The sequence below is a fragment of the Kitasatospora sp. NPDC056651 genome (assembly GCF_042792155.1).
Lineage (GTDB): Bacteria > Actinomycetota > Actinomycetes > Streptomycetales > Streptomycetaceae > Kitasatospora.
Window position 1 is genome coordinate 41,228 of the sequence record NZ_JBHTWX010000033.1, and the last position, 21,407, is coordinate 62,634.

The 21,407-nt window shown below is 74.1% G+C and carries 19 protein-coding genes; 14 read left to right on the forward strand and 5 right to left on the reverse strand.

What is annotated here, in order from left to right:
- Window positions 1-50 precede the first annotated feature (50 nt).
- The gene (locus tag ACFRAR_RS15700) at window positions 51-1,613 is read left to right on the forward strand and encodes a DUF2079 domain-containing protein (RefSeq protein ID WP_380698609.1); all 1,563 of its coding nucleotides are present in this window, start codon (window positions 51-53) and stop codon (window positions 1,611-1,613) included.
- A gap of 85 nt (window positions 1,614-1,698) precedes the next feature.
- Here ACFRAR_RS15700 and ACFRAR_RS15705 read toward each other — a convergent pair whose 3' ends face one another.
- The 3 genes from ACFRAR_RS15705 to ACFRAR_RS15715 form a co-directional block, all read right to left on the reverse strand.
- The gene (locus ACFRAR_RS15705; RefSeq protein WP_380698610.1) at window positions 1,699-1,896 is read right to left on the reverse strand and encodes a hypothetical protein; all 198 of its coding nucleotides are present in this window, start codon (window positions 1,894-1,896) and stop codon (window positions 1,699-1,701) included.
- Window positions 1,897-2,069: 173 nt separating this feature from the next.
- Window positions 2,070-2,498 carry a nuclear transport factor 2 family protein gene (locus ACFRAR_RS15710; protein ID WP_380698611.1) on the reverse strand — a complete coding sequence of 143 codons (429 nt, stop codon included), beginning with the start codon at window positions 2,496-2,498 and terminating at the stop codon, window positions 2,070-2,072.
- Between the two features lie 107 nt (window positions 2,499-2,605).
- The gene (locus ACFRAR_RS15715; RefSeq protein ID WP_380698612.1) at window positions 2,606-3,235 is read right to left on the reverse strand and encodes an isochorismatase family protein; all 630 of its coding nucleotides are present in this window, start codon (window positions 3,233-3,235) and stop codon (window positions 2,606-2,608) included.
- 179 nt (window positions 3,236-3,414) lie between these two features.
- Here ACFRAR_RS15715 and ACFRAR_RS15720 point away from each other — a divergent pair, with 179 nt between their 5' ends.
- Window positions 3,415-4,407, forward strand: coding sequence for a DUF4232 domain-containing protein (locus ACFRAR_RS15720; protein ID WP_380698613.1), 993 nt, complete (start codon window positions 3,415-3,417; stop codon window positions 4,405-4,407).
- A 318-nt stretch (window positions 4,408-4,725) separates the two neighbouring features.
- Here ACFRAR_RS15720 and ACFRAR_RS15725 read toward each other — a convergent pair whose 3' ends face one another.
- Complete coding sequence (locus ACFRAR_RS15725) at window positions 4,726-5,736, reverse strand: AraC family transcriptional regulator (protein WP_380698614.1); 1,011 nt, start codon at window positions 5,734-5,736, stop codon at window positions 4,726-4,728.
- A 632-nt stretch (window positions 5,737-6,368) separates the two neighbouring features.
- Between ACFRAR_RS15725 and ACFRAR_RS15730 the strand changes: the two genes are divergently transcribed.
- Window positions 6,369-6,983 (forward strand): peptidase inhibitor family I36 protein, encoded by a 615-nt coding sequence (locus ACFRAR_RS15730; protein ID WP_380698615.1) that lies wholly within the window; start codon window positions 6,369-6,371, stop codon window positions 6,981-6,983.
- A gap of 150 nt (window positions 6,984-7,133) precedes the next feature.
- Here ACFRAR_RS15730 and ACFRAR_RS15735 read toward each other — a convergent pair whose 3' ends face one another.
- Window positions 7,134-7,901 carry a GntR family transcriptional regulator gene (locus tag ACFRAR_RS15735; RefSeq protein WP_380698616.1) on the reverse strand — a complete coding sequence of 256 codons (768 nt, stop codon included), beginning with the start codon at window positions 7,899-7,901 and terminating at the stop codon, window positions 7,134-7,136.
- A gap of 197 nt (window positions 7,902-8,098) precedes the next feature.
- On the opposite strand from ACFRAR_RS15735, the gene ACFRAR_RS15740 reads away from it, so the two are divergent.
- From ACFRAR_RS15740 to ACFRAR_RS15790, 11 genes are all read left to right on the forward strand, one after another.
- Entirely contained in the window at window positions 8,099-9,670 is a 1,572-nt protein-coding gene (locus tag ACFRAR_RS15740) for an alkaline phosphatase family protein (RefSeq protein ID WP_380698617.1), read from the forward strand.
- Window positions 9,671-9,880: 210 nt separating this feature from the next.
- On the forward strand, window positions 9,881-10,891 hold the full coding sequence (locus ACFRAR_RS15745; RefSeq protein WP_380698618.1) for an aldo/keto reductase: 1,011 nt from the start codon (window positions 9,881-9,883) through the stop codon (window positions 10,889-10,891).
- Between the two features lie 64 nt (window positions 10,892-10,955).
- Window positions 10,956-11,375, forward strand: a complete 420-nt coding sequence (locus tag ACFRAR_RS15750; RefSeq protein WP_380698619.1) for an SRPBCC family protein — start codon at window positions 10,956-10,958, stop codon at window positions 11,373-11,375.
- 197 nt (window positions 11,376-11,572) lie between these two features.
- The gene (ligA, locus tag ACFRAR_RS15755) at window positions 11,573-13,621 is read left to right on the forward strand and encodes an NAD-dependent DNA ligase LigA (RefSeq protein WP_380698620.1); all 2,049 of its coding nucleotides are present in this window, start codon (window positions 11,573-11,575) and stop codon (window positions 13,619-13,621) included.
- Window positions 13,622-13,734: 113 nt separating this feature from the next.
- Complete coding sequence (locus ACFRAR_RS15760; protein ID WP_380698621.1) at window positions 13,735-14,289, forward strand: hypothetical protein; 555 nt, start codon at window positions 13,735-13,737, stop codon at window positions 14,287-14,289.
- A gap of 207 nt (window positions 14,290-14,496) precedes the next feature.
- On the forward strand, window positions 14,497-15,129 hold the full coding sequence (locus ACFRAR_RS15765) for a DNA-binding protein (protein WP_380698622.1): 633 nt from the start codon (window positions 14,497-14,499) through the stop codon (window positions 15,127-15,129).
- Entirely contained in the window at window positions 15,129-17,354 is a 2,226-nt protein-coding gene (locus ACFRAR_RS15770; protein ID WP_380698623.1) for a hypothetical protein, read from the forward strand. Before ACFRAR_RS15765 ends, ACFRAR_RS15770 begins: the two co-directional genes overlap by 1 nt.
- Complete coding sequence (locus ACFRAR_RS15775; RefSeq protein ID WP_380698624.1) at window positions 17,351-18,058, forward strand: helix-turn-helix domain containing protein; 708 nt, start codon at window positions 17,351-17,353, stop codon at window positions 18,056-18,058. The genes ACFRAR_RS15770 and ACFRAR_RS15775 overlap by 4 nt, the downstream gene beginning before the upstream one ends.
- On the forward strand, window positions 18,055-18,381 hold the full coding sequence (locus ACFRAR_RS15780) for a hypothetical protein (RefSeq protein WP_380698625.1): 327 nt from the start codon (window positions 18,055-18,057) through the stop codon (window positions 18,379-18,381). Before ACFRAR_RS15775 ends, ACFRAR_RS15780 begins: the two co-directional genes overlap by 4 nt.
- A gap of 56 nt (window positions 18,382-18,437) precedes the next feature.
- On the forward strand, window positions 18,438-20,810 hold the full coding sequence (locus tag ACFRAR_RS15785; RefSeq protein ID WP_380698626.1) for a Helicase associated domain protein: 2,373 nt from the start codon (window positions 18,438-18,440) through the stop codon (window positions 20,808-20,810).
- A 70-nt stretch (window positions 20,811-20,880) separates the two neighbouring features.
- Entirely contained in the window at window positions 20,881-21,096 is a 216-nt protein-coding gene (locus ACFRAR_RS15790) for a hypothetical protein (protein ID WP_380698627.1), read from the forward strand.
- Window positions 21,097-21,407: the final 311 nt, after the last annotated feature.

The following is a 21,407-nucleotide window of genomic DNA, read 5'->3' on the forward strand; positions in this document are numbered from 1 at the left end:
TGACCACTCAGACAAGATCCACGTCGCCATCGCTCACCGGTACACCCGGCGTGCGCGAGCACTCCTCGGCCACCGCCCTCACGCCGGCCCGGCGCACCGCGCTGCTCGGCGCTCTCTGCTTCGCCGTCATGTGTGCCGTCGGCATGCAGGGCTGGGCGTCCGTGTCGCTCGGCGGCTTCGATCTCGGCATCTTCGACCAAGGCGTGCGCGGATACGCCCACTTCGGGCTGCCCGTGTCCTCCCTGAAGAGCTACCACCACGAGTTCCGGCCCGGCTTCTCCCTGCTGGGCGACCACTTCTCCCCGGTCCTGGCCCTGCTCGCGCCGCTGTACTGGATCTGGGACGACCCGCGCTCGCTGATCATCGGTCAGGCCCTGCTCTTCGCGGCCGGAGTACCCCTGATCCGGCGGATCACCGCGTACTGCTTCGCCCACGCCGAGCACAGGACCGCGCGCCGCGCCGGCGACCTGGCCGGTCTGGTCTACGCGCTCGGCTGGCCGCTGCTCGTCGCCTCCCGGGTCGGTTTCCACGAGGTCGCCTTCGCGGTACCGCTGACCCTGCTGATGCTGGAGCGCGGCCTCGCGCGGAAGTACGGCACGGTGGTGCTCGCCGCCGTCCTGCTCTGCTGCACCAAGGAAGACCTCGGCCTCGTGGCGGGGGCCTACGGCCTGGTGCTGCTGCTGCGTGCCCGCGGCTCGAAGGACCGTGCCGGCCGCCTCACGGGGCTGGGCCTGCTGCTGGGCGGCCCGCTCGCCTCGGCGGTGACGGTCACCTGGCTGATCCCCGGGATGGGGGGCGAGCCGGGCTACTACTGGAACTACGGCTCGCTCGGCCTCGATGCCGGCGGTGCGCTTCGCAACCTGCTGCACGACCCGCTGCTGCTGGTGCAGGCGGCGTTCGACCAGCCGCTCAAGCCGCTGCTGCTGCTCTGGCTCTTCGGCACGATGCTCCTGCTGCCGCTGCGGTCGGCAACGGTGCTGTGCGCCCTTCCGCTGCTCGCCGAGCGGATCCTCTCCAGCAACCCCAACCACTGGTCGATAGCCCGCCACTACGACTCCATGCTCTGGCCGATCATGCTGACGGCCACCATCGAGGTGCTGGGCAGGCTGAGCGCCGACGAGAGGACCGCCCGACGCGCCCGCGCACTGGGCCTGGCAACGGCGGGCTGCGCGCTGGCCGCCGCCGTGCCGATCGGGCTGGTGCACTTGGCCGTGCCGTCCTACTGGCAGCCCAAGCCGAGCGAGGCCGCCCTGGTGCGGGCCGCCGCGCTCATCCCCGACGGCGCGTCGGTCGAGGCGGACAACCAGATCGCGCCGCGGCTGACCGCGAGGGCGGACGTGGTGCTGGTGGACGAAACCCCGCGGGGACGCGAGTACGTGCTCACGCGCTCCGACAAGCGGTCGTTCCCCTTCGCCACGGACGGGCAGCAGGCAGACCGGATCCGGCTCCTGCTGGACCACGGGTACCGGCAGGTCTGGGCCGAGGACGGAGTGGTCCTCCTCCACCGGGAAGGCGCCGACCCCGTCCCCGGAGAGCACGTGCCGGGCCCGGGCAGCAAGCCGGCCCAGGACAAGGTCCCGTCCGACGTGGGGCACAACCTGTTCCGCGGCTGACGCGGGCCGCACCCGACGCGGGCCGCACCCGACGCCGAGGGGCCCGACGCCGACGGCCCCGCCCATGGGCGTCCGCCGTACGGGGCTACCTGCCGCGGCGCAGGAGTTCCGCGACGCGCGCGTCGACCTGTTCGCGGTCGTAGCCCCGCCAGCGGATCTGGAACGCCGGCGGGGGCGGCGGGGAACCGGCTTGGGACAGGGCGGTGAGGTAGTTGTCGACCTGTTCGCGGTCGTAGCCGCGCCGCACCAGGTCGAAGCCGCGGAAATCGGGTGGTGTCGACACGTCGTGGGTCCTCCGGTCAGGCCTGCCCGGGAAGGCGTCAGGCTTCCCGATCCTGCCATACGGATCGCGCCGGGATCCGGGGCGGGGGAGACCCGACGTCCGGCACCCCGCCCGCCCGCCCGCCCGCACCCCGCACGGCGCGCGGGCGGGCGTACGGACGCATGCGGCCGGGCTCAGCCGGGGTAGTCGATGGCGTTCAGGGAGATCTCGTCCATCACGCGCTCCCTGAACAGCCACCCGCCGTCGCCGCGCACCACCGTGTCGTTGAACCGGCTGTAGGCCGCGACGTGCGGGGTCTGGGTGCGCGGCTCGAACGCGGCGAGGACGACCATGTAGCTCCAGACCGTCGCCGTGTCCCCGTCGACCTCGGTGACGGTCGTGTTGGTGCTCATGTGCCGGTTGCCGGCGCGGCTCGGGCCGTAGTCGTCGAGCCACTGCGCGAGCGCCGCGCGGCCGGTCGTCGTCCCCGTGTAGTTGGTGAGGCTGCCGTCCTCGGTGAAGGTGGCGGCGAAGCCCTTGAGGTCGCCCTCGTCGACGGCCTTCCAGTAACGGGCCAGCAGTTCGTGGATCTCGAAGCGGTCGGCTGCGCTGATGGCGGACATGTACGTGCTCCCTATCCGAGGTCTGTCCGAGGTCTGTCCGAGATGTATCCGAGGTGCGTCCGGGGTCTGGCCGGGGTCTGGCCAGGGTCTTCCGGGGTTTTCCGGGGCTACCTGAGGTTCCCGCGGGCGAAGGCGGCGAAGACCCCCTCCTCGCCCATGGCCGCGAAGAACGCGGCGGCGTGCCCGCTCTGCCAGCTGCCGAGCAGCCGCGTCAGGGCCGGGACGACGGTGAGCAGCTCCGCCCCGGCGGCCCGCATCACGTCGCGGCTGTCGGCGGCGGCGGTGCGCGTGCCGGCGGCCGACACGTCGAGCAGGGCCGCGACGCCGAAGCCGGCCCCGATCGCCGACAGGACCGGCGGCACCAGGCACACCTCGGTCGTCAGGCCGCCGACGAGGAGGTTCTCGCGGCCGGTCGCGCGGACGGCCGCGACGAACGCCGGGTCGTCCCACGCGTTGATGACGCCCTCGCGCCGCACCCGGCCGGCGTACGCGGCGGGCACCAGGGTCTGGAAGTCGGGCAGCAGCGGGCCCTGCTGCCGGTCCTCCAGACTGCTGGTCAGGACGACGGGGATGCCGACCGCCGCCGCGAAGCGCGTGATCGTGCGCACCCACATCTTCAGCTGGTCGCGCTCGTCCTCGCCGGCCAGCTCACCGGCCCACGCGATCGTGCCGACCTGGTGGTCGATCAGGACCAGCGCGGTGTTGTCGGCGGTCAGGGGGAGGCGGGGTGCGGTCACGGAGTCCTCACCGGTCGGAGTGATCTGTGTCGAACAGGGACGAAACGATCCCAGGTATACATATCCGCACTCACGGCCACCGCGGCACGTGACACCCCGGCAACCACGGCCGGACGCACGGGCGGCAGCCGCCGACGCGGCGGTGGACCCCCGGCACCCGGGTGTGATCGACTCGCCCGATGCGCCAGAACCCCTCGCCCCGACGCCCGCTGACGGGCCGCCATCGCGCGGCCACCACGGCCACCGCCGCGACCGCCGCCGCCCTGCTGCTCACGGGCTGCGCCTCCGCGACGACCACGGCCTCCGGCGGCGGCCCGGGGGAGTCCGGCACCCCCGCGTCGTGCGGCACCCCGCCGCCGACCGTGCCCGGAGCACCGCAGCCGACCAGGCTCGCCCAGGGCGGGGCGCGGATCACCACCGCCGGGCCCACCTGCTTCGAGTACGAGGTGACCAACCCGAACGCCGAACCGTACGACTACACCGTGGTGTTCGACGGCCCCGACCCGAGCCGCGGCGCGGCGGTGTTCGGCAGCCCCGGGGACGCGGTGAACCTCACCCGGACCGTCACCGCGCTCGCCCCCGGCGCCACCGAGAAGGGCCGGATCGACCTGACCGCGCCCGGCGCGCCCACCCAGGGCAGGCCCGACAACCCCCGCCCGCCGAAGCCGGAACTGCTCACGGTCCGCTCCGTGCCCACCGCCGAGGCCCCCCACCCCGACGGCCCCTGCCCGCCCTCCGGCCTGCGGCTCTACGCCGACGACGGCAGTGCCGCGATGGGCCTGCGCGCCGTCAGCGTGCACCTGCGCAACTGCGGCACCGCCACCGTCACCCTCGACGGCTACCCGCAGGTCCAGCCCCTGGACGCCGACCACCAACCCCTCGACGGCGTGCGCGTCCTGCGCGGCGGCGCCGAGATCGCCTCCGGCACCGGCGCCGACGACCCGCCGCGGAAGATCGCGCTGCGCCCGGGGGAGGGGGCCCGCTCCGTCCTGGTGTGGCGCAACACCACCGAGGCCGGCACCCCGCAGAACGCCCCGTACGTCCGGGTGCGCGCCACCCCCGACGCCGCCCCCGTCATGGTCACCCCGGAACTCGACCTCGGCACCACGGGCCGCCTCGGCGCCGGCGCCTGGACCAGGGAGGACGCGAACGGCACGGCGCCGGCCCGCTGAGCCCGCCCGCTGAGCCCGCCCGGTACGGGAACGGCGGATCGGCACGCACCCCCGTGGCGTGCCGGTCCGCCGGCGCGTCAACGGAACAGGGTGTTCCGCCGCGCGGTGTTCACCTCTGGAGGATGCCAGGGTGGCACCCCGCGGTGTTGGCTCTGAGTGGACAGTTCTTGGCATCGGGTGCACAGGTCCGGGTTTTCCGCCCCGCCCGTGCGTGCCAGGTGTGCACGATGCGGCGTTTTCGCGCGGGCAGGGCCCGCCGCCCGTACGGCCCGCCCGCCCGCGCCCGCCCGAGCGCGCACAGCCCGCCCGTCCGCACGGCTATCCGGTCCCCGCCAGGGCCTGGCGCCGGTGCTCGCTGGGAGAGAGCCCGTACACGCTTTTGAAGGCGCGGCTGAACTCGGCGGCGCGCGGCAGCCCGCAGCGGTCGGCGACGGCGTGGACGGGCAGGTCGCGCAGCGCGGGGTCGGCCAGGTCGCGGTGGGCCTTCTCCAATCGGCGCCGGCGCACGAAGGCGGCGACGGTCTCGCCGCCGGAATGCCGGGTGAACAGGCGGTGCAGGTAGCTGACCGAGATGTGGTGGGCGGCGGCGATCACCGCGGGGGTCAGTTCGGGGTCGTGCAGGCGGCGTGCGACGAAGCCCCGGACGTTCTCCACCAGGGCCCGCCGGCGGGTGTCGTCGGGCAGGGCGGCCTCGGCGTCCAGTTCCCGGGCGAGCCAGGCGGCCACCAGGTCGACCACGACGCCGCCCAGGCGGGGGGTCTCGGCGGGGCCCAGGGCGGCGGCCTGCCGGTCGAGGCCGACGAGGAAGTCCGAGAGCAGCGCGCAGGTGCCCTCCCGGGCGGAGAAGCCGCGGCCCAGCAGCTCGTGCACCCGGTGCGCGGGCAGCGGCAGCAGCGCGGTGGGGAAGTCGATGCCGACGGCTTCGATCCGCAGGTCCTCGGGGGCCTGGGCCCGGGTGCCGAAGGCCCGCAGGTCGAAGGGGTGCGAGCTGTCGAGCATGTGGAGGTTGCCGCGGCCGAAGGTCTCGGTGCGCCCGGTGTCGCGGGTCAGGGCGAAGCCGCCGTCGAGCAGCAGGGTCAGGTGGAACACCCCCTGGTCCGAGCGGCGCACCCGGCGGGCGGTGCGCTGGAAGCGGGTGGGCGGGAAGGAGGTCCGCAGGAGGGTCACCGGGCCCAGTTCCAGGCGCCGCATCTCGGCCCGGAAGTCGTCGGCGTGGGCGCTGGTCACCTCGCTGTCACGGGTGCGGCCGACCAACTCCCGCCAGCAGTCGAACCGTTCCTTCCCGGGCACGCCCTCGCTGCGGAACACGCTCTCCGTGCTCGTGGCCACTGTCCGCTCTTCCCTTCCGCGCTTCGTCCCCTTCCTGCCCGGCGGAGCTCCCCTACCCCACCCGGCGTCACCGGCACCTCGCAGCCGGTGACACCGAAACCTACAAGGTCGGGCAGGGCGCGCTCCGTCCGGCCCCCGCCTGCGGAAACTCCCGGTGTACCGGCCGTCACTCGCGCATCGCCGCTCCCTCCACGTCCCCTGCCCGTCGGCGGCGAGAACCGCACCCGCCCGCCGTGGATTCCCGGGGCGGCCCATTCGGCCGGTCCATTCGGCCGGTCCGATCACCGGCGCGCACAATCGCCGGAGAAGGGCGCATTGAAACCATTACCGGCCGAATGAAGGCGGATGCCGCCCGTCGCGCGCCTTTTGCGGCAATTCCCGCTCCGGCGCCGGAATCGGCCGGGCCGTCCTGCCTTCCGGCCTGCCGGACACGGCGCCACGCCCGGCGAAACCGGAGCCTCCGGCCCCGTCCGGGCCCGTCCGGCCCTGCCCGGGTCCCGTCCGGTCCTTGTCGGGGTGAACCGAATTCGACACCGGTGAATTCCGCTTTCGTCCGCCGACTTCAAATGCGGGCGGGTGCGGCTTAGGTTGTCCCCAGTGCAATGGCAGGACATCTCACGGACGGGGGAAAAGTGACAGAGCGCGGAATTCGAAAGTCCGTCGCGGCGGGGAAAGCCGTCGTCGCGGTGGTGACGGCGGTCCTCGCGATCCTGGCCACCACGGGCGTGGCCGGCGCCGCCGCGGGGGCGGCCGCCGGCCCGGGCCGGGCCGGTGCCGGGCCGGACTTCTCGGCCCAGGCGAGGAGTGCCGGGCTGAACGGCTCCCAGGCCGCGGAACTCCAGAGCAGGGTCGACGGCTACCTCGCCACGATGGGCGGGACCCAGGTGGCCGCCAACAAGATCAGCCTGGACGGAGGGGCGCTCCTCGTCCCGCTGCCCGGGGAGGCGCGGGCTCGCGACCTCGCCGCGCCGGGCGACGTGCGCGGTCTCGCCGCGACCTGCCCGTACACCTACGTGTGCGCGTACCAGCTGCCGAACTTCACGGGCGCGACCCTGACGTTCTTCACCTGCGACAAGTTGAACCCGATCCCCTGGGGCGGGACCGGCTCGTGGATCAACAACCAGCGGTCCGGGCTGCACGCCAAGTTCTACGACGTCAACGGCAACCTCGGGTGGACCTCGCCCGGCGGCTACAGCGAGGACCCCGCCGCCCCCTGGGGCTGGGTCTACTGGCTGAGCCCCTGCTGACCGGGACCAGGACCTGAGCGACGGAGGGCCGCGGCGGATCGCCGCGGCCCTCCGTCCTTCGTTCCGGCCCGCGCCCGCGCCCGCGCCCGCCGGCCCCGCGCGCCCCCGGCCGTCTGGCCCCCGTCCGGCCCCTGTCCGTCCGCCGTCCGGTCAGCCGCCGTCCGGGGCACCGAGGGCGAGCGTGAAGCTGAAGCGGTCGCCCCGGTAGAGGGTGCGCACCTGCTCCAGCGGCCGCCCCCCGGCGTCCAGGCTGCGCCGGTGCAGCAGCAGCATCGGCAGCGCCGGCGGGGTGCCGATCAGCAGCGCCTCGCGCGGGGTGGCCAGCACCGTCTCGATCCGCTCGTCCGCCGCGCCGAGCCGCACCCCGTGCTCGCGCAGGTAGCCGTAGAAGGACCCCTCGGGGTCGAAGTCCCGTGCCAGCGCGGGCACCCGGGCGACGGCCACGTACGTGGACTCCAGCCCGACGCGCTCCTCGTCCGCGCGCAGCACCCGCTCCAGGTGCCACAGCGGCTCGCCCTCGGGGACGTCCAGCAGACGGGCCATCGCCGCGTCGGCGGGCAGCTCCTCCAGGGTGATCAGGGTGCGGCCGGGACGCAGGCCCTGGCGGGAGAGGCCCTCGGTGTAGCTGCTCAGGGACAGCGGCTGCTCGATCTTCGGCCCGGCGACCACGGTGCCCCGGCCCTGGCGGCGCAGCCGGCCCTCCAGCAGCAGTTCGCGCAGCGCCTGGCGCACGGTGGCCCGGGCGACGCCGTGGCGCTGCGCGAGGTCGGCCTCGGTGGGCAGCCGCCCGCCCGGTCCCAGCTCGGCGAGGAGCTCCTCCAGCCGGGCCTTGACCAGGTAGTACTTGGGCACCCGGCCGTGCTCGGGGACGCCGGCGCGGGCGGGCTCGGGGCCGGGGCGGAGGATGGGCTGGTTCACCGCGCAAGCCTACCGAGTGCCCTCCGGGCGGCCCGGGCGGCCCGGGACTCAAGATCACGTGAACATAACGGGTCTGGTCTGAATTTCGGCGGTTGTTCATACGACCGTGGATTCGGCGAGCGGTCGTCCTCGCCCGTCTGACCCATCCTCACTTCCGGTGCAAACGCACCGCACTGACGACCCATGGGGAGCCCCCGTTGCGCACCTCCCGCTCCGCCGCCCTCGCCACCGCCACGGTCGCCGCCACCGTCGCCGCGCTGATCCCGCTGTCCGCCACCGCCTGGGCCACCGCCACGGCCGCCACCTCCGCCACGACCACCACCTCCACCGCGGCCGCCGCCACGGACGGCCCGTACCGGGGCCTGCCCAACGGCACCAAGCAGGCCAAGACCCTGGTCATCGGCGTCGACGGCACCCGCTACGACAAGCTGCTCACCGCCGACGCCCCCAACCTCAAGGCCCTGATGGCCGGCGGCATGACCGCCACCAGCAACCTCTACGCCAACCCGCTGGCCCCCACCCTCTCCGGCCCGGGCTGGTCGACCATCGCCACCGGCGTGTGGCCCGACAAGCACCAGGTGAAGGACAACAACTTCACCGGCGCCCGCCTCGACCTCTACCCCGACTTCGCCACCCGCCTGGAGAACGCCGATCCCGCCGACTCCACCCTGGTGATCGGCTCCTGGAACCCCATCGCCGGCAACGTCTTCAACGGCCGCGCCGACGTGCGCCTCCAGGAGGGCGAGAACGACACCAAGACCGCCGCCGACGCCGTCGACTACCTTGCCCACGGCAACCCCGACGCCACCTTCCTGCACTTCGACCAGGTCGACGAGGCCGGCCACAACCGCGGCGGCGCCAGCCCCGACTACCTGGCCGCCCTGCACTCCGCCGACGCCCTGGTCGGCCAGGTCCTCCAGGCCGTCAAGTCCCGCCCCACGTACGCCTCGGAGGACTGGCTGGTCATCGTCACCACCGACCACGGCCACACCGACGCCGGCGGCCACGGCGGCAACAGCGCCAACGAGCGCCAGACCTTCCTGATCGCCAACGGCACCGGCTACACCCCCGGCTCGCGCCGCTACGACGTCAAGCCGGTCGACATCGCCCCCACCGTCCTCAAGCACGAGGGCGCCGCCATCGACCCCGCCTGGAAGCTCGACGGCCGCCCCATCGACGAGATCACCCCCGACGCCTTCGACGCGCTGCGCCCGAGCCTTCAGTCCCGCGCCGACGAGAGCGGCATCCCGGCCGCGGTGAAGGGCTGGACCCACACCCCGCCGGCCGGCTGGAGCATCGACAACTCCCGGATGCCCGGCGGCGGCGTCACCGAGTGGCGCGGCTGGACCTTCGCCACCGACGAGTTCTGGAGCGCCGCCGAGCTGGGCCAGTCCCGCGAGACCAACGTGCGCGCCCGCAACGTCTTCGCCGTCGCCGACTCCGACGAGTGGGACGACAAGGCGCACGGCGCCGGCCAGTTCGACTCCACCCTGGTCAGCCCGGCCTACCCGGTGACGGGCGCGAGCCGCGGCGTGCTGTCCTTCGCCACGAACTACAAGATCGACGGTCCGCAGACCGGCGACCTCTACGTGGTCTTCGACAACGGCGCCCCGCAGCTGGTGAAGTCCTACCGCAGCGACCTGAACACCGTCGAGAACCTTCCCGTCACCGTTCCGGCCGGCGCCGCCACCGCCCGCTTCCAGTTCCGCTACACCGGCACCAACAGCGCGTTCTGGACGGTCGACCAGGTGGTCTTCACCGCCTCCTGACCCGGGTCCGGCCGGGTGGGCGGGGGAGGGGCGCCGGACCCAGCCCCCGCCCACCCGCTCGTCCGGGAGCGGCCCACCCCTTGCATTGCCCCGCGCATGCAACTATTGTTTCTGCATGTAAGGCGCGTCTGCACCAATCACCCGGTGTGTGCGTAACCCCCGGCGGGTCCCCTCCCCACGACCGCCCGCCCGCTCCGCAAAGGCACTGACATGGCCCTCAAGAACATCCTCCCCGGCAAGCTCGGCTACGGCACCGCCCCCCTCGGCAACATGTTCCGCGCCATCCCCGACATCGAGGCCCTGGCCACCGTCGAGGCCGCCTGGGACCACGGCGTCCGCTACTACGACACCGCCCCCTTCTACGGCGCCGGCCTCGCCGAGGAGCGCCTGGGCGAGGTGCTCTCCGCCAAGCCCCGTGACGCCTACGTGCTGTCGACCAAGGTCGGCCGCGTCATCCTCGACGAAGTGGAGGAGGGCGCCCGCGAGCTCGGCGAGAAGGGCGGGCTGTTCGAGCACGGCAACCCGAACAAGATGCTGCACGTGTGGACCGCCGAGGCCACCGAGCGCTCCATCGAGGACAGCCTCAAGCGCCTGGGCACCGACCGCCTGGACATCGTCTGGGTCCACGACATCGCCCAGGACTTCCACGGCGACGCGTGGCTGAGCAAGTTCGAGGAGGCCCGCACCGGCGCCTTCCGCGTCCTGTCCCGGCTGCGCGACGAGGGCGTGATCAAGGCCTGGGGCCTGGGCGTCAACAAGACCGAGCCCATCGAGCTGACCCTCGCCCTGGACGAGCCCAAGCCCGACGGCTTCCTCCTCGCGGGCCGCTACACCCTCCTCGACCACGAGCACGCCCTCCAGCGCCTGCTGCCCCTCGCCCAGGAGCAGAACGTCGACATGGTCGTCGGCGGCCCCTACAGCTCCGGCATCCTCGCCGGCGGCACCCACTTCGAGTACCAGGAAGCCCCGGCGCACATCATCGAGCGCGTCACCCGGCTCAAGGCCCTGGCCGCGAAGCACGGCGTGAGCATCAAGGCCGCCGCCCTGCAGTTCTCCCTCGCCCACCCGGCCACCGCCGCGGTCGTCGCCGGCGCCACCAAGCCCGGCCGCATCGCCGAGGACCAGGCGGCGCTCCGCGAGAGCGTTCCCGCCGCGTTCTGGCAGGAACTGCGCGCCGCCGGCCTCGTCAGCCCGGCCGCCCCGCTGCCCAACGGCGCCTGACCCCCCAGCCTCACCCACCCCCCACACCCACGCCGCACCCCAGCACAGCCCAGGAGAAGCGATCATGGCCTCCACCTCCGTCAGCCGCATCGTCCCCGCCACCCCCGAGAAGGTGTGGAACCTCATCGGCGGCTTCGACGCCCTGCCCGACTGGCTCCCCTACATCCCCGAGAGCACCGCCTCCGAAGGCGGCCGCGTCCGCAGCCTGAAGAACCCCGAGGGCGAGGTCATCGTCGAGCGCCTCGTCGACTTCAACGAGACCGAGCGCCGCTACAGCTACGCCATCCTCCAGGCCCCCTTCCCGGTCGACGGCTACGTCTCCACCATCCGCGTCCACGCCGTCCCCGGCCGTGCCGACGCCGCCGAGGTCCAGTGGTCCGGCCGCTTCAACCCGAAGGGCGCCACCGAGCGGGAGGCCGTCGACCTGTTCCACGCCATCTACGCCGACGGCCTCGACGCCCTCCACCGGACCCTCGCGGGCTGACCGGGCGCACCACACGCCGGCGGCGCGGCGGCCCGGACACCCGGGGGATCGGGTGTCCGGGCCGCCGCCGTGCCCGCCGAACCCACGCCCGCCCCCACCGCTGCCGTCCGTCCGGTCTGACCCCGCCACCGCCCTCACCGGTCTGACCCGCCCCGCCCCCGGCCGTCACTGTCAGTGCCGGGCGCCATGATGCCCGCATGACCGCCACCGCCGCCCCGCTGTCCGGCCCGTCCGCGTACGCCGACGCCGTCACCATCGCCGTCCAGGCCGCCGCCGCGTACTACGCCGACGGCTCCACCCCCCTCGGCGACGACGAGTACGACACCCTGCTGCGCGCCATCGCCGCCTACGAGGACGCCCACCCCGGGCAGGCCCTGCCCCACTCGCCGACCGGCAAGGTCGCCGGCGGCGCCGCGAGCGGCGACATCCCGCACAGCGTCCCCATGCTCTCCCTGGACAACGTGTTCTCCGCCGAGGAACTGGAGTCCTGGGCCGCCGCACTGGAACGGCGCCTCGCACGCCCCGTCACCGCCTGGTGCGTGGAGCCCAAGCTCGACGGCCTCGCCATCGCCGCCCGCTACCGTGCCGGACGCCTGCACCGGGTCATCACCCGCGGCGACGGCCTCGCCGGCGAGGACATCACCCACGCCGCCGACGCCATCCTCGGCCTGCCCGCCCACCTCACCGAGCCCGCCGACATCGAACTGCGCGGCGAAGTCCTCCTCACCCAGGACCAGTTCGACCACGCCAACCAGGTCCGCACCGAGCACGGCGCCACCCCCTTCGCCAACGCGCGCAACGGCGCCGCCGGCACCCTGCGCGCCAAGGACCGCCCCTACCGCATCGAACTGACGTTCTTCGCCTACGACGCCGTCGGCCCCGACGGCCTCGCCCACAGCGCCCTGCTGGAACACCTCGCCGCCCTCGGCGCCCACACCGCCGCCACCACCCCCGCCGCACCGCGCCGCTGCACCGACATCACCCAGGTCCGCCGGCGCGTCGAGGAGATCGCCGCGCTGCGCGCGGAGCTGCCCTTCGGTATCGACGGCGTCGTGGTCAAGGCCGACCCGGCCGCCGACCGTACCGACGCCGGCTGCGGCTCCCGCGCGCCGCGCTGGGCGGTGGCCCGCAAACTGGCCGCCCGGCACAAGGTCACCCGGCTGCTCGCCGTGGAGTGGAACGTCGGACGCACCGGCATCATCGCCCCGCGCGCCGTCCTGGAACCGGTGGCCGTCGACGGCGTCACCGTCACCTTCGCGACCCTGCACAACCCCGCCGACATCGAACGCCGCGGCCTGATGCTCGGTGACCAGGTCTTCGTCCACCGCGCCGGTGACGTCATCCCCCGTGTGGAAGCCCCCGTCCTCGACGCCCGCACCGGGGACGAACAGCCGATCACCTTCCCCGAGGCCTGCCCGCGCTGCGGCGACGCCATCGACACCACCGAACAGCGCTGGCGCTGCGTACGAGGCCGCGACTGCCAGGCCGTCGCCTGCGTCCGCTACGCCGCCGGCCGCGACCAGCTCGACATCGAAGGCCTCGGTACCACCCGCGCCGTCCAACTCGTCGAAGCCGGCCTCGTCACCGACCTCGCCGACCTCTTCACCCTCACCCGCGACCGACTCCTCACCCTGGAACGCATGGGGGACACCAGCGCCGACAACCTGCTCACCGCCATCGACACCGCCCGCACCCAGCCCCTCAACCGGGTCTTCTGCGCCCTCGGCATCCGCGGCACCGGACGCACCATGTCCCGCCGGATCGCCGCGCACTTCGGCTCCATGGCCGCCGTACGCGCCGCCGACGCCGACACCCTCGCCGGCGTGGACGGCATCGGCACCGAGAAGGCCCGCGTCATCGCCGCCGAACTCGCCGACCTCGCCCCGCTGCTGGACCGCCTCGCCGCCCTCGGCGTGGGCACCGCCGTCACGACCCCGGCCGCCGCCGCGCAGACGGGGGAGAACGACACCCCGGACACCCGCGCCGACGCCGGCCCGCTGGCCGCGGAAGCCGTCGTCGTCACCGGCAGCATGACCGGTGCCCTCGCCGACCTCTCCCGCAACCAGATGAACGAACTCATCGAACGCGCCGGCGGCAAGGCCTCCTCCTCCGTCTCCCGGCGCACCACCCTCCTGGTCGCCGGCTCCAAGGCCGGCTCCAAGCGCGCCAAGGCCGAGGAACTCGGCATCCGCATCCTCACCCCCGAGGACTTCGCCACCCTCGTCGCCGCCCACCTCCCGGCCTGACCCACCCGCCGCCGGCCCGCCCCGCCGCTGCTATCGTGTCGGCCCCCACTGACCCGACATCAGACCAGGACACGCACGGGCCCCACCCGTGCCACGGCGGGAAGGGCCCCACCATGCCGACGAACCCGGCCGCGAACCCGAACCCGGACCCGGACCCGGACTCGGACCACTCCGACTGGATCACCACCCAGACGACCCGGCAGACCCTGACCCTGCGCGCCCCCGACGGCTCCCGCAGCTACGACCTCTCCTACGAGTCCCCCACCCCAGGACGGGGACACCTGAGCATCACCGGATGCGACGAGAGCGGCGAGATCGTCACCGACCTCCAGGGCGACATCCTCCTCGCCGACACCGCCCTGATCACCCAACTGCTCCAGAGCCTCACCACCGCCACCACCACCGCCGCCGCCACCGTTCCCACCCCCCGAACCCCCGAGCCCGAGAAGGCCTACACCGTCGAGGAGAAACGACGCCTGCACCCCAACGCCTACAAACGCTGGACACCGGAAGAGGACACCGAACTCACCGCACGCTGCGCCCAGGGCGCCTCCCTCTCCGAGCTGTCCACGGAGTTCGGCCGCAACGAAGGCGCCATCGCCTCCCGCATCCTCAAGATCGACGCACGCGGCCCCGCCACCAAGGAAGCCCAGGAGTACGGCGGCTGACGCCCCTCTCGCGGCAGGCGAGGCCGTCCTCGCCGCGCCCGTTCCCCCCTCGGGCCGGCCACGCCCCGCCCGGCGCCGAGCGGCGCGGGGTGGACCACCGCCCCTTTCATGCTTGTATGGCCCACTGAAAAGGCATGACCTGCGCAGCGGGCGGCATAGAGTTCCCCTGGCGTTTCAAGCCAAGTCGACAGGCATGGAGGTCTGGGGGTGTTCGTGACGACCGGACAGGCCGGGACGGCGCTGGGCTGCTCGATCCCGACGGTGAAGAAGCTGATGGCCACCGGCGTGGTCCCCGGCGTACGCGAGACGGGCCGGCAGGTGTTCCCGCTGGCCGCTCTCCAGCAGTTGCAGGCCCGTCCCGCCGCCGACCTCGCCGTGCTCGGCCCGGCCGAAGTCGCGGTGCTGCGCTCGGACGCCCCCGCGAAGGTGGACGAACCGGACCGCGACTGGATCGGCTTCGGCACCGGGCTGGACCAGGCGCAGCTGCTCGCCGCGCTCTCCGGCTGGTGGCGGTGCGATCCGGCCCGGGTCGCGGCCGGCGCCGTGCTGCCGGTCACGGTCGCCGGGTTCGTCGTCGCGGTGCTGACCGGCCTCACCGGGTGGGAGTCCGACGGCACGGCCGGCACCACCGGGCGCCACCGCTTCACCGGGGCCCGCCTGGCCGGCTACCTGACCGACCTCACCGCCCCCGTCAACGCCGCCGCCCCCACCGACCCCGAGGACGCGCGCCTGGCGGGCCTGCTGCTCGGCACCCGGCTGGCGTCGGTGTCCGGCGGCCCGATCGCCTACGTCGCCACCCGCACCGCCGACCAGCCCGCCACCGAGGGGGAGCAGGCCTGATGGACCGCAAGACGTACACCGCCGAACTCGCCGGCCTGCGCGCGCTGCGCTCGGAGATCACGGCCGCCGAGAAGGCGGTCGCGGCCGCGCAGAAGGAGCTGGACAAGCTCACCGCCCAGCGCGCCCGCAAGGTGGCCGGGCTCGCGGGGTACGAGGGCGCCCAGGCCGCAGCGGTCGCGAAGGCCTCCGGGCTGTCGGTCGGCGACATCGTGCGGATCGCCCCGCTGCTGGACCCGACCCCCACGGACGTCCGCGCCGCCCAGGCCGACGGCCAGAGCGCACCCGTACCCACCCCCACCCCCGTACCCGCCCGGGCACCGCAGACCGCACCGGCCGCCGAAACCGCCGCCGCGCTCGCCCCGGCGCTGACCCGCCCGGCCGACACGGCCGAGCGGCCGGCCGGGCCCGCCGCCGAGGACCAGGCCGCCCCTGCCCCTCCCGCCCCTGCGCCCGCCCCTGCCTCCGCCGTCGCCCTCGTCCCCGCCGTCGCCCTCGTCCCCGCCGCGCCGCGCCCGCCGGCCGTGGCCGGCCCGCGTGAACTGCCCACCCTCCCCGAAGGCCCGGCCGGGGCCCGGTTCGAAGCCGTCACCACCGGCCTGGCCTCCAAACGCCCCCACTTCACCCAGCAGGCCCGCGCCACCGTGTTCCTGGACACCGCGACCGGCGACCTCGCCGTCCGCGACCGCGTCGTGCGCCTGGACCTCGCCGCCCGCACCCCCGGACAGATCCTGGACGCCGTCCTGGCGACCGCGCCCGGCACCGAACGCATCTACATCACCGCCGGCGCCCCCTGGCACGACGGCGCCGAACGCTACCCCACCCTCAAAGACGCGGTCGCCGCCTGGCTCAACACCCCCTCCGAGCGGTGGACCACCGCCGTCGGCTCCGGCCGCGACAAGCTCGCCGGCCACTTCGTCCACCAGCGCCAGCCCGTCGGCCGCTACGCCCCCGCCACCGCCCCCGACAGTGGGACGACCGAGATCCGTTCCATGGGGGAGTGGTTCGACCCGGACGGCGCCGACGTGACGACCTGCCGCCAGGCCTTCACCCTGCTGTGGCAGGCGCTGCGCCGCCACTGGGACGACGCGGTCCTGATGGGCTCCCCGTCACAGACCGGCCGGGACCTGTGGTCGCGCACCATCCCCACCACCGGCAAGTGGGCCGGCGGCTACCCGGTCCTGTCCGAAGAACTGCGCGGCCTGCTGCACGCCACCGGCGGCCAGGGCCGTACCGAGCTGATCCTGCCCCCGCGCGTCCCGGAACAGCTGCCCGCCCTGGTGGAGTACGACCGCACCTTCGCCTACGCCAAACACCTGTGGAAGTCCCCGGTCGGCACGCCCCGGCGGATCACCGCCGCCGCGTTCGCCGCCATGAGCGAGCAGGAGCAGGTGAAGGCCCTGATGTCCTGCTCCCACTGGAACATCCGCGTGAGCGTCCCGGCCGGCTGGAACCACGTCGGCCTCCTCCCGGCCCCCGTGACCGGGGACCGCGCCTGGACCTACCCCTCCGAGCCCGGCGCCACCTTCACCACCTGGGCCGGCGGCGCCGAGGTCCACCTCGCCCTGTCCAACCACCTGACGCCCTGGCGGATCGAGATCCTCGGCGGCCTGCTCTTCGAGGACGGCAAACCCCTCGACGAATGGGGCAAACGCCTCAAAGCCGCCTGGGCCGACCTGACCAACCTCTCCCGCGTCCACGCCGACGAACGCCAGCGCACCGCCGCCTACCTCGCCAGCCGCGCCGTCCGCAGCGTACTGCTGTTCGGCCTGGGCGGCTTCGCCCAGCGCCCACGCCTGGTCTCCGGCACCACACCCGTCGGCGAGGCCCTCCCCGCCGGAGTGGAGATCCTCGGCCAGGACGACCAGGTCGTCACCTGGCAGCGCCAGGCCGGCTTCTCCCGAGACCCGTACGCCCACCCCGAGTGGGCCGCCTACGTCTGGTCCGGCGCCCGGGCCGCGCTGCTGGACATGAAGTACCGCCAGGGCAAGGAGACCATCGCCTCCGCCGGGGCGCTGCACGCCAAGCCCGGCACCGTCGTGTACTTCGGCACCGACGGCATCGCCCTGACCGAACGCCAGCCCTGGCCCTACCGCGGCGAGGTGGGCGACTACCTCCTCAAGGGCCACCTCACCGGCCCCGTCGACCACCCCACCAGCCAGGACCAGTACCTCAAGCTGCGCGGCCAGGGCCGCGCCGAACTCGCCGCGAAGGGAACCGACCAGTGAGCCCGGCCGACCCGGACCACCCCAACGAGGCCGCCCGCCTGGCCCAGGAGCTGATCGACCAGGGCTACACCAGGCGCCAGATCGCCGGGATGCTCGGCCGCGACGCCTCGCTGGTCTCCCAGTTCTTCACCAAGGGCAAGGGCGCGGCGTTCGTGGACGCGCTGCGCCAGGTCGTGCGCGCGGTGCGCGGCGGCGAACGCGACGTCGAGGCACTCGGCGCCGTCGCCCGGGAGAACATCGAACGCCGCCGCACCAGCACCGGGCACAAGGCCCGCGTACGCGGCAAGGACGTCGTCGGCACACCCGGCGAGAGCATGGCCGCACGCGCCGGCCGCCAGGCCATCAGGTCCGGCGCGAGCCACCTGGCCCCCGTCGTCCACGCCACCGGACAGGCCCGGGGACGCCTCGCCTTCACCGTGCGGATGCGCGCCGACCAGTTCACGATGCCGGCCGGCTCGACCCAGGACTCCCCGGGCCTGCGCCGCGGCTTCGTCCCCCGCGCGGACGGCACCGAGGAACGCACCTACGGCAGCTCCTCCACCGGGGGCTTCGACGCCGCCGAATGGTCCCGGCGCGTCGCCGGCCACCACGGCGACGTCACCGAGGCCATGAAGGCCTGGCTGGTGGAGACCGGCCGCGCCGTCGAGGACGCCGATATCCGGTACCTCGAAGTCCGCGCCTGGGTACCCGGGGCGACCAGGTGAACAACCGGCACACGAACCGGCCCGACCCCACCAGCCCTCCCGGACCGCGCACCCGGCACGCCGAACCCCACGACCCCGACCGCCCCGCCTGGTTCACCGGTTCCGCCGAGAAACTCGCCGTGCTGCGCCGCGCCGCGGCCGCCCGCGACGTCGTCCTCGACCCGGGCACGCCACCCGGCGAAGAGGACGCCCGGCTCCTGACCGACGCCCTCGCCGGCCTCCTCCTCGACGGCGGCTTCGACGGCGACTGGAACCCCACACCGTTCGGCCACCTCGTCGAGGACCTCATCGACGCCCTCGACAACTACGCCGACCCGGACTGACCGCCGGCCCCGCACCACCGCCCAGCTGCCCGCCGCCGGCAAGGAGAAGCACCGCCGTGGAGACCCCCACCGCCACCACCGACCACGGCGTGAGGGCCAGGCCGCGCGCCCGGACCCGGACACCGCCGGCGGCCCAGCCGTTCCACGCGGCGAACCCGCTGCCGCTGCACGGCTTCCAGAAGGACGCCGTCGCCGCCGCCGTGCGCGAGGTGAGGGACGGCGGCCGGGCGACGGTGGTCGCGGCGACCGGCTCCGGCAAGACGCTCATCGCCGCCGGCTGCGCCCGCCGCCTGGCCGCGAAGGGCCGGGTCCTGGTGCTGGTGCCGACGATCGAGCTGCTGGAACAGACCGCCGAGGCCTGGTCGCTGCGAGGCGGGCGCCGCGGACTCGCGGTGGCGGGCTGTTCGCGGGAGGAGGCGCTGGAGAGCGCGGAGGCCGGCGGCCGCGTCCACGCCCAGGTCACCACCCAGGCCGCCCGGATCACCGACCTCGTCAACGGCGCCCCCGACGACCAGCCGGTCACGGTGTACGCGACCTACGCCTCGCTGGAACGCATCGTCCAGGCCCACCAGCAGTTCCGGCTCCCGGCCTGGGACCTCGTCGTCGTCGACGAGGCCCACCGCACCGCCGGCTCCGACGGCAAGGCCTGGGCCGCCGTCCACGACGACGCCCAGGTCCCCGCCGCCCGCCGCCTGTACTTCACCGCCACCCCGCGGATCGTCGACGACCGCACGGCCGGGGACGGCCTGGCCGACCTCACCACCGACGCCGGCGACGGCGCCCCGGGCGGCGAGGGCCAGGCACTGTCGGCGCTGTGCTCGATGGACGACGAGACGATCTACGGCCCCACCGTGTTCACCTGGACGCTGGGCCAGGGCATCGAGCACGGCTACCTCGCCGACTACCGCGTCCTGGTCCCCGTCGTCACCGACGAGGACCTGCGTGACCTCCTCAACCTCCCCGCCGTCGCCGACCTGCGCACCCAGCGCTCCAACGAGGAACTGCTGCGCCTCGCGCTGCAGATCGCGGTGCTGCGCGCGGTCGCCGACCTCGACCTGCGCCGCGTCATCACCTTCCACTCCCGGGTGTCGGCCGCGCGGGAGTTCGCGGACACCCTGCCGCGGGCCTCGGAGCTGCTGGAGGACGCGGAGCGCCCGGAGCGGATCTGGGCGAAGGCGGTGGCCGGCGCCGACCGCCTCAGGGACCGCCGTGCCGCGTTCGCCGAGTTCAAGGCCCACACCGGCGAGGACGGCGAGGAATGCGGCATCCTCGCCAACGCCCGCCTCCTGTCCGAGGGCATCGACGTCCAAGCCGTGGATTCCGTGTGCTTCGCCGACCCCAAGTCGAGCGTGATCGACATCGTCCAGGCCGTCGGCCGCGCCCTGCGCCAGTCCTACCGGCAGGGCAAGGTCTCCTGGGTCATCATCCCGGTCTACCTGCCCGCCCCCGCCGCCGGTGACGACACCGCCGCCGCGCCCCCGGCCGAGGTCCACGACGCCGGCGAGGCCGTGAAGGCCGAAGCCGACACCGAGATCGAGGCCACCAGCTTCCGCACCATCTGGCGGGTCCTGCGGGCCCTCGCTGCGCACGATGCCCGGGTGGTCGGCCGGATCACCGAGCTGCGCGCCCACCGCTCGCAGGGCCTCGCGCACACCACCACGACCACGGCCTCCGGGGACCAGGCCGCCGAGGCCGTCGGCGCGGGCGAGCAGGAGCCGGCGGTGGAGTCGCCGATCGACTGGCTGAAGATCGACGCCCGCCGCCACGCGGCGCGGATCCTCCAGACCGTCAAGCTGCGTGTGTTCAACCCCCGCGCGGTGGAGTGGCAGCGGATGCACGCCGTCGCCGCCAGGTTTCACATCGAGCACGGCCACCTCGACCCCACCGACAAGACGAAGCACGCCGAGCTGGTCTCCTGGCTCACCCGCCAGCGCCACCTCAACGGCCAGCACCTGCTCGATGCGGCCCGCGTCTCGGAGCTGGACGCGCTCGGCATGATCTGGTCGAAGAACGCGGGCGCCTGGGAGCGCGGGCACGCCTACGCGCAGGCGTTCCACCACCGGCACGGGCACCTGGCGATCCCCGCCACCGTGAAGCTCGACGACTACGCGGTGGGCGCCTGGATGCGCCGCCAGCGCAAGGCCGACAACCTCACCCCCGGCCAGGCCGCCAAACTCGACGCCCTGGACGAGCTGTGGCGCCTGGACCCGGACTGGAACCGCTCCTACCGCCGCCTGCTCGCCTACCTCGCCACCGGCGGCACCCTCACCGGCCCCGCCAACCGCACCGGCGGCGAGGCAGACCCCACCTTCCGCCCCGGCACCTGGCTGCGCAAGCAGGACAAGGCCCGCACCGAGGGCAAGCTGACCGCGCAGCAGGCCGCGCTCCTGGGCGCGCTCACCCGGCACGCCGAGACCGTCACCAGCTGACCCCGTCCCGCATGACCCGCCGTCCCGGCCCGCCCCGGGCAGGGACGGCCGCCAGCACCCCGCTCCCGAAGTGCATGAGGCTGGGGAACGGGCTTGCCGTGAGTACTCGTCCCGGCGCGTTCCCGTCGAGCACGCCCTCGCCGACCACAAACGGTGGAAGGGACTGGCCCGCTGGACCCACCGCCGCGACCCCCTCCCGGCAACCTACCTCGCCGTCGCCGGCCTCGACCTGGACACGGTGGAAGACCTGTTCGGTGCCAACGGCGACGGCACCCAAGCGAGTTGACAAACCGGCCTGTCCACCACCTCGCCTCCGTCCCAGCCCGGGGCCGCTGACGCTGACCGCCCGTACGGCCGCCACCACTTGGTGGCGGCCGCCGTTGAACCGCACAGCCGAGAAAGGGAAGGCACCAACATGCCGGGCGGTTGCGAACGCGCCGTCGTCCCGCTCCGGGCCGGCGCCCGGTACGGTGGCGGGTTCGGTCTCGGTGTTCTCCGGGGTGGCGGGGCGGATCGAGTCGGTCCGGGGCGGGTGCCCAGGGTGTCGTCGTCGAAGACGACGGTGAGCCGTGCTCCGGTCGCGGGCGTGGGGACGGT

Bases quoted from the DNA above. Each gene is read 5' to 3' on its own strand.
- ACFRAR_RS15710 (WP_380698611.1), bottom strand. From the start codon at position 2,498: ATGTCCGCCATCAGCGCAGCCGACCGCTTCGAGATCCACGAACTGCTG.
- ACFRAR_RS15720 (WP_380698613.1), top strand. From the start codon at position 3,415: ATGCGCCAGAACCCCTCGCCCCGACGCCCGCTGACGGGCCGCCATCGC.
- ACFRAR_RS15745 (WP_380698618.1), top strand. From the start codon at position 9,881: ATGGCCCTCAAGAACATCCTCCCCGGCAAGCTCGGCTACGGCACCGCC.
- ACFRAR_RS15750 (WP_380698619.1), top strand. From the start codon at position 10,956: ATGGCCTCCACCTCCGTCAGCCGCATCGTCCCCGCCACCCCCGAGAAG.
- ligA (WP_380698620.1), top strand. From the start codon at position 11,573: ATGACCGCCACCGCCGCCCCGCTGTCCGGCCCGTCCGCGTACGCCGAC.
- ACFRAR_RS15760 (WP_380698621.1), top strand. From the start codon at position 13,735: ATGCCGACGAACCCGGCCGCGAACCCGAACCCGGACCCGGACCCGGAC.
- ACFRAR_RS15770 (WP_380698623.1), top strand. From the start codon at position 15,129: ATGGACCGCAAGACGTACACCGCCGAACTCGCCGGCCTGCGCGCGCTG.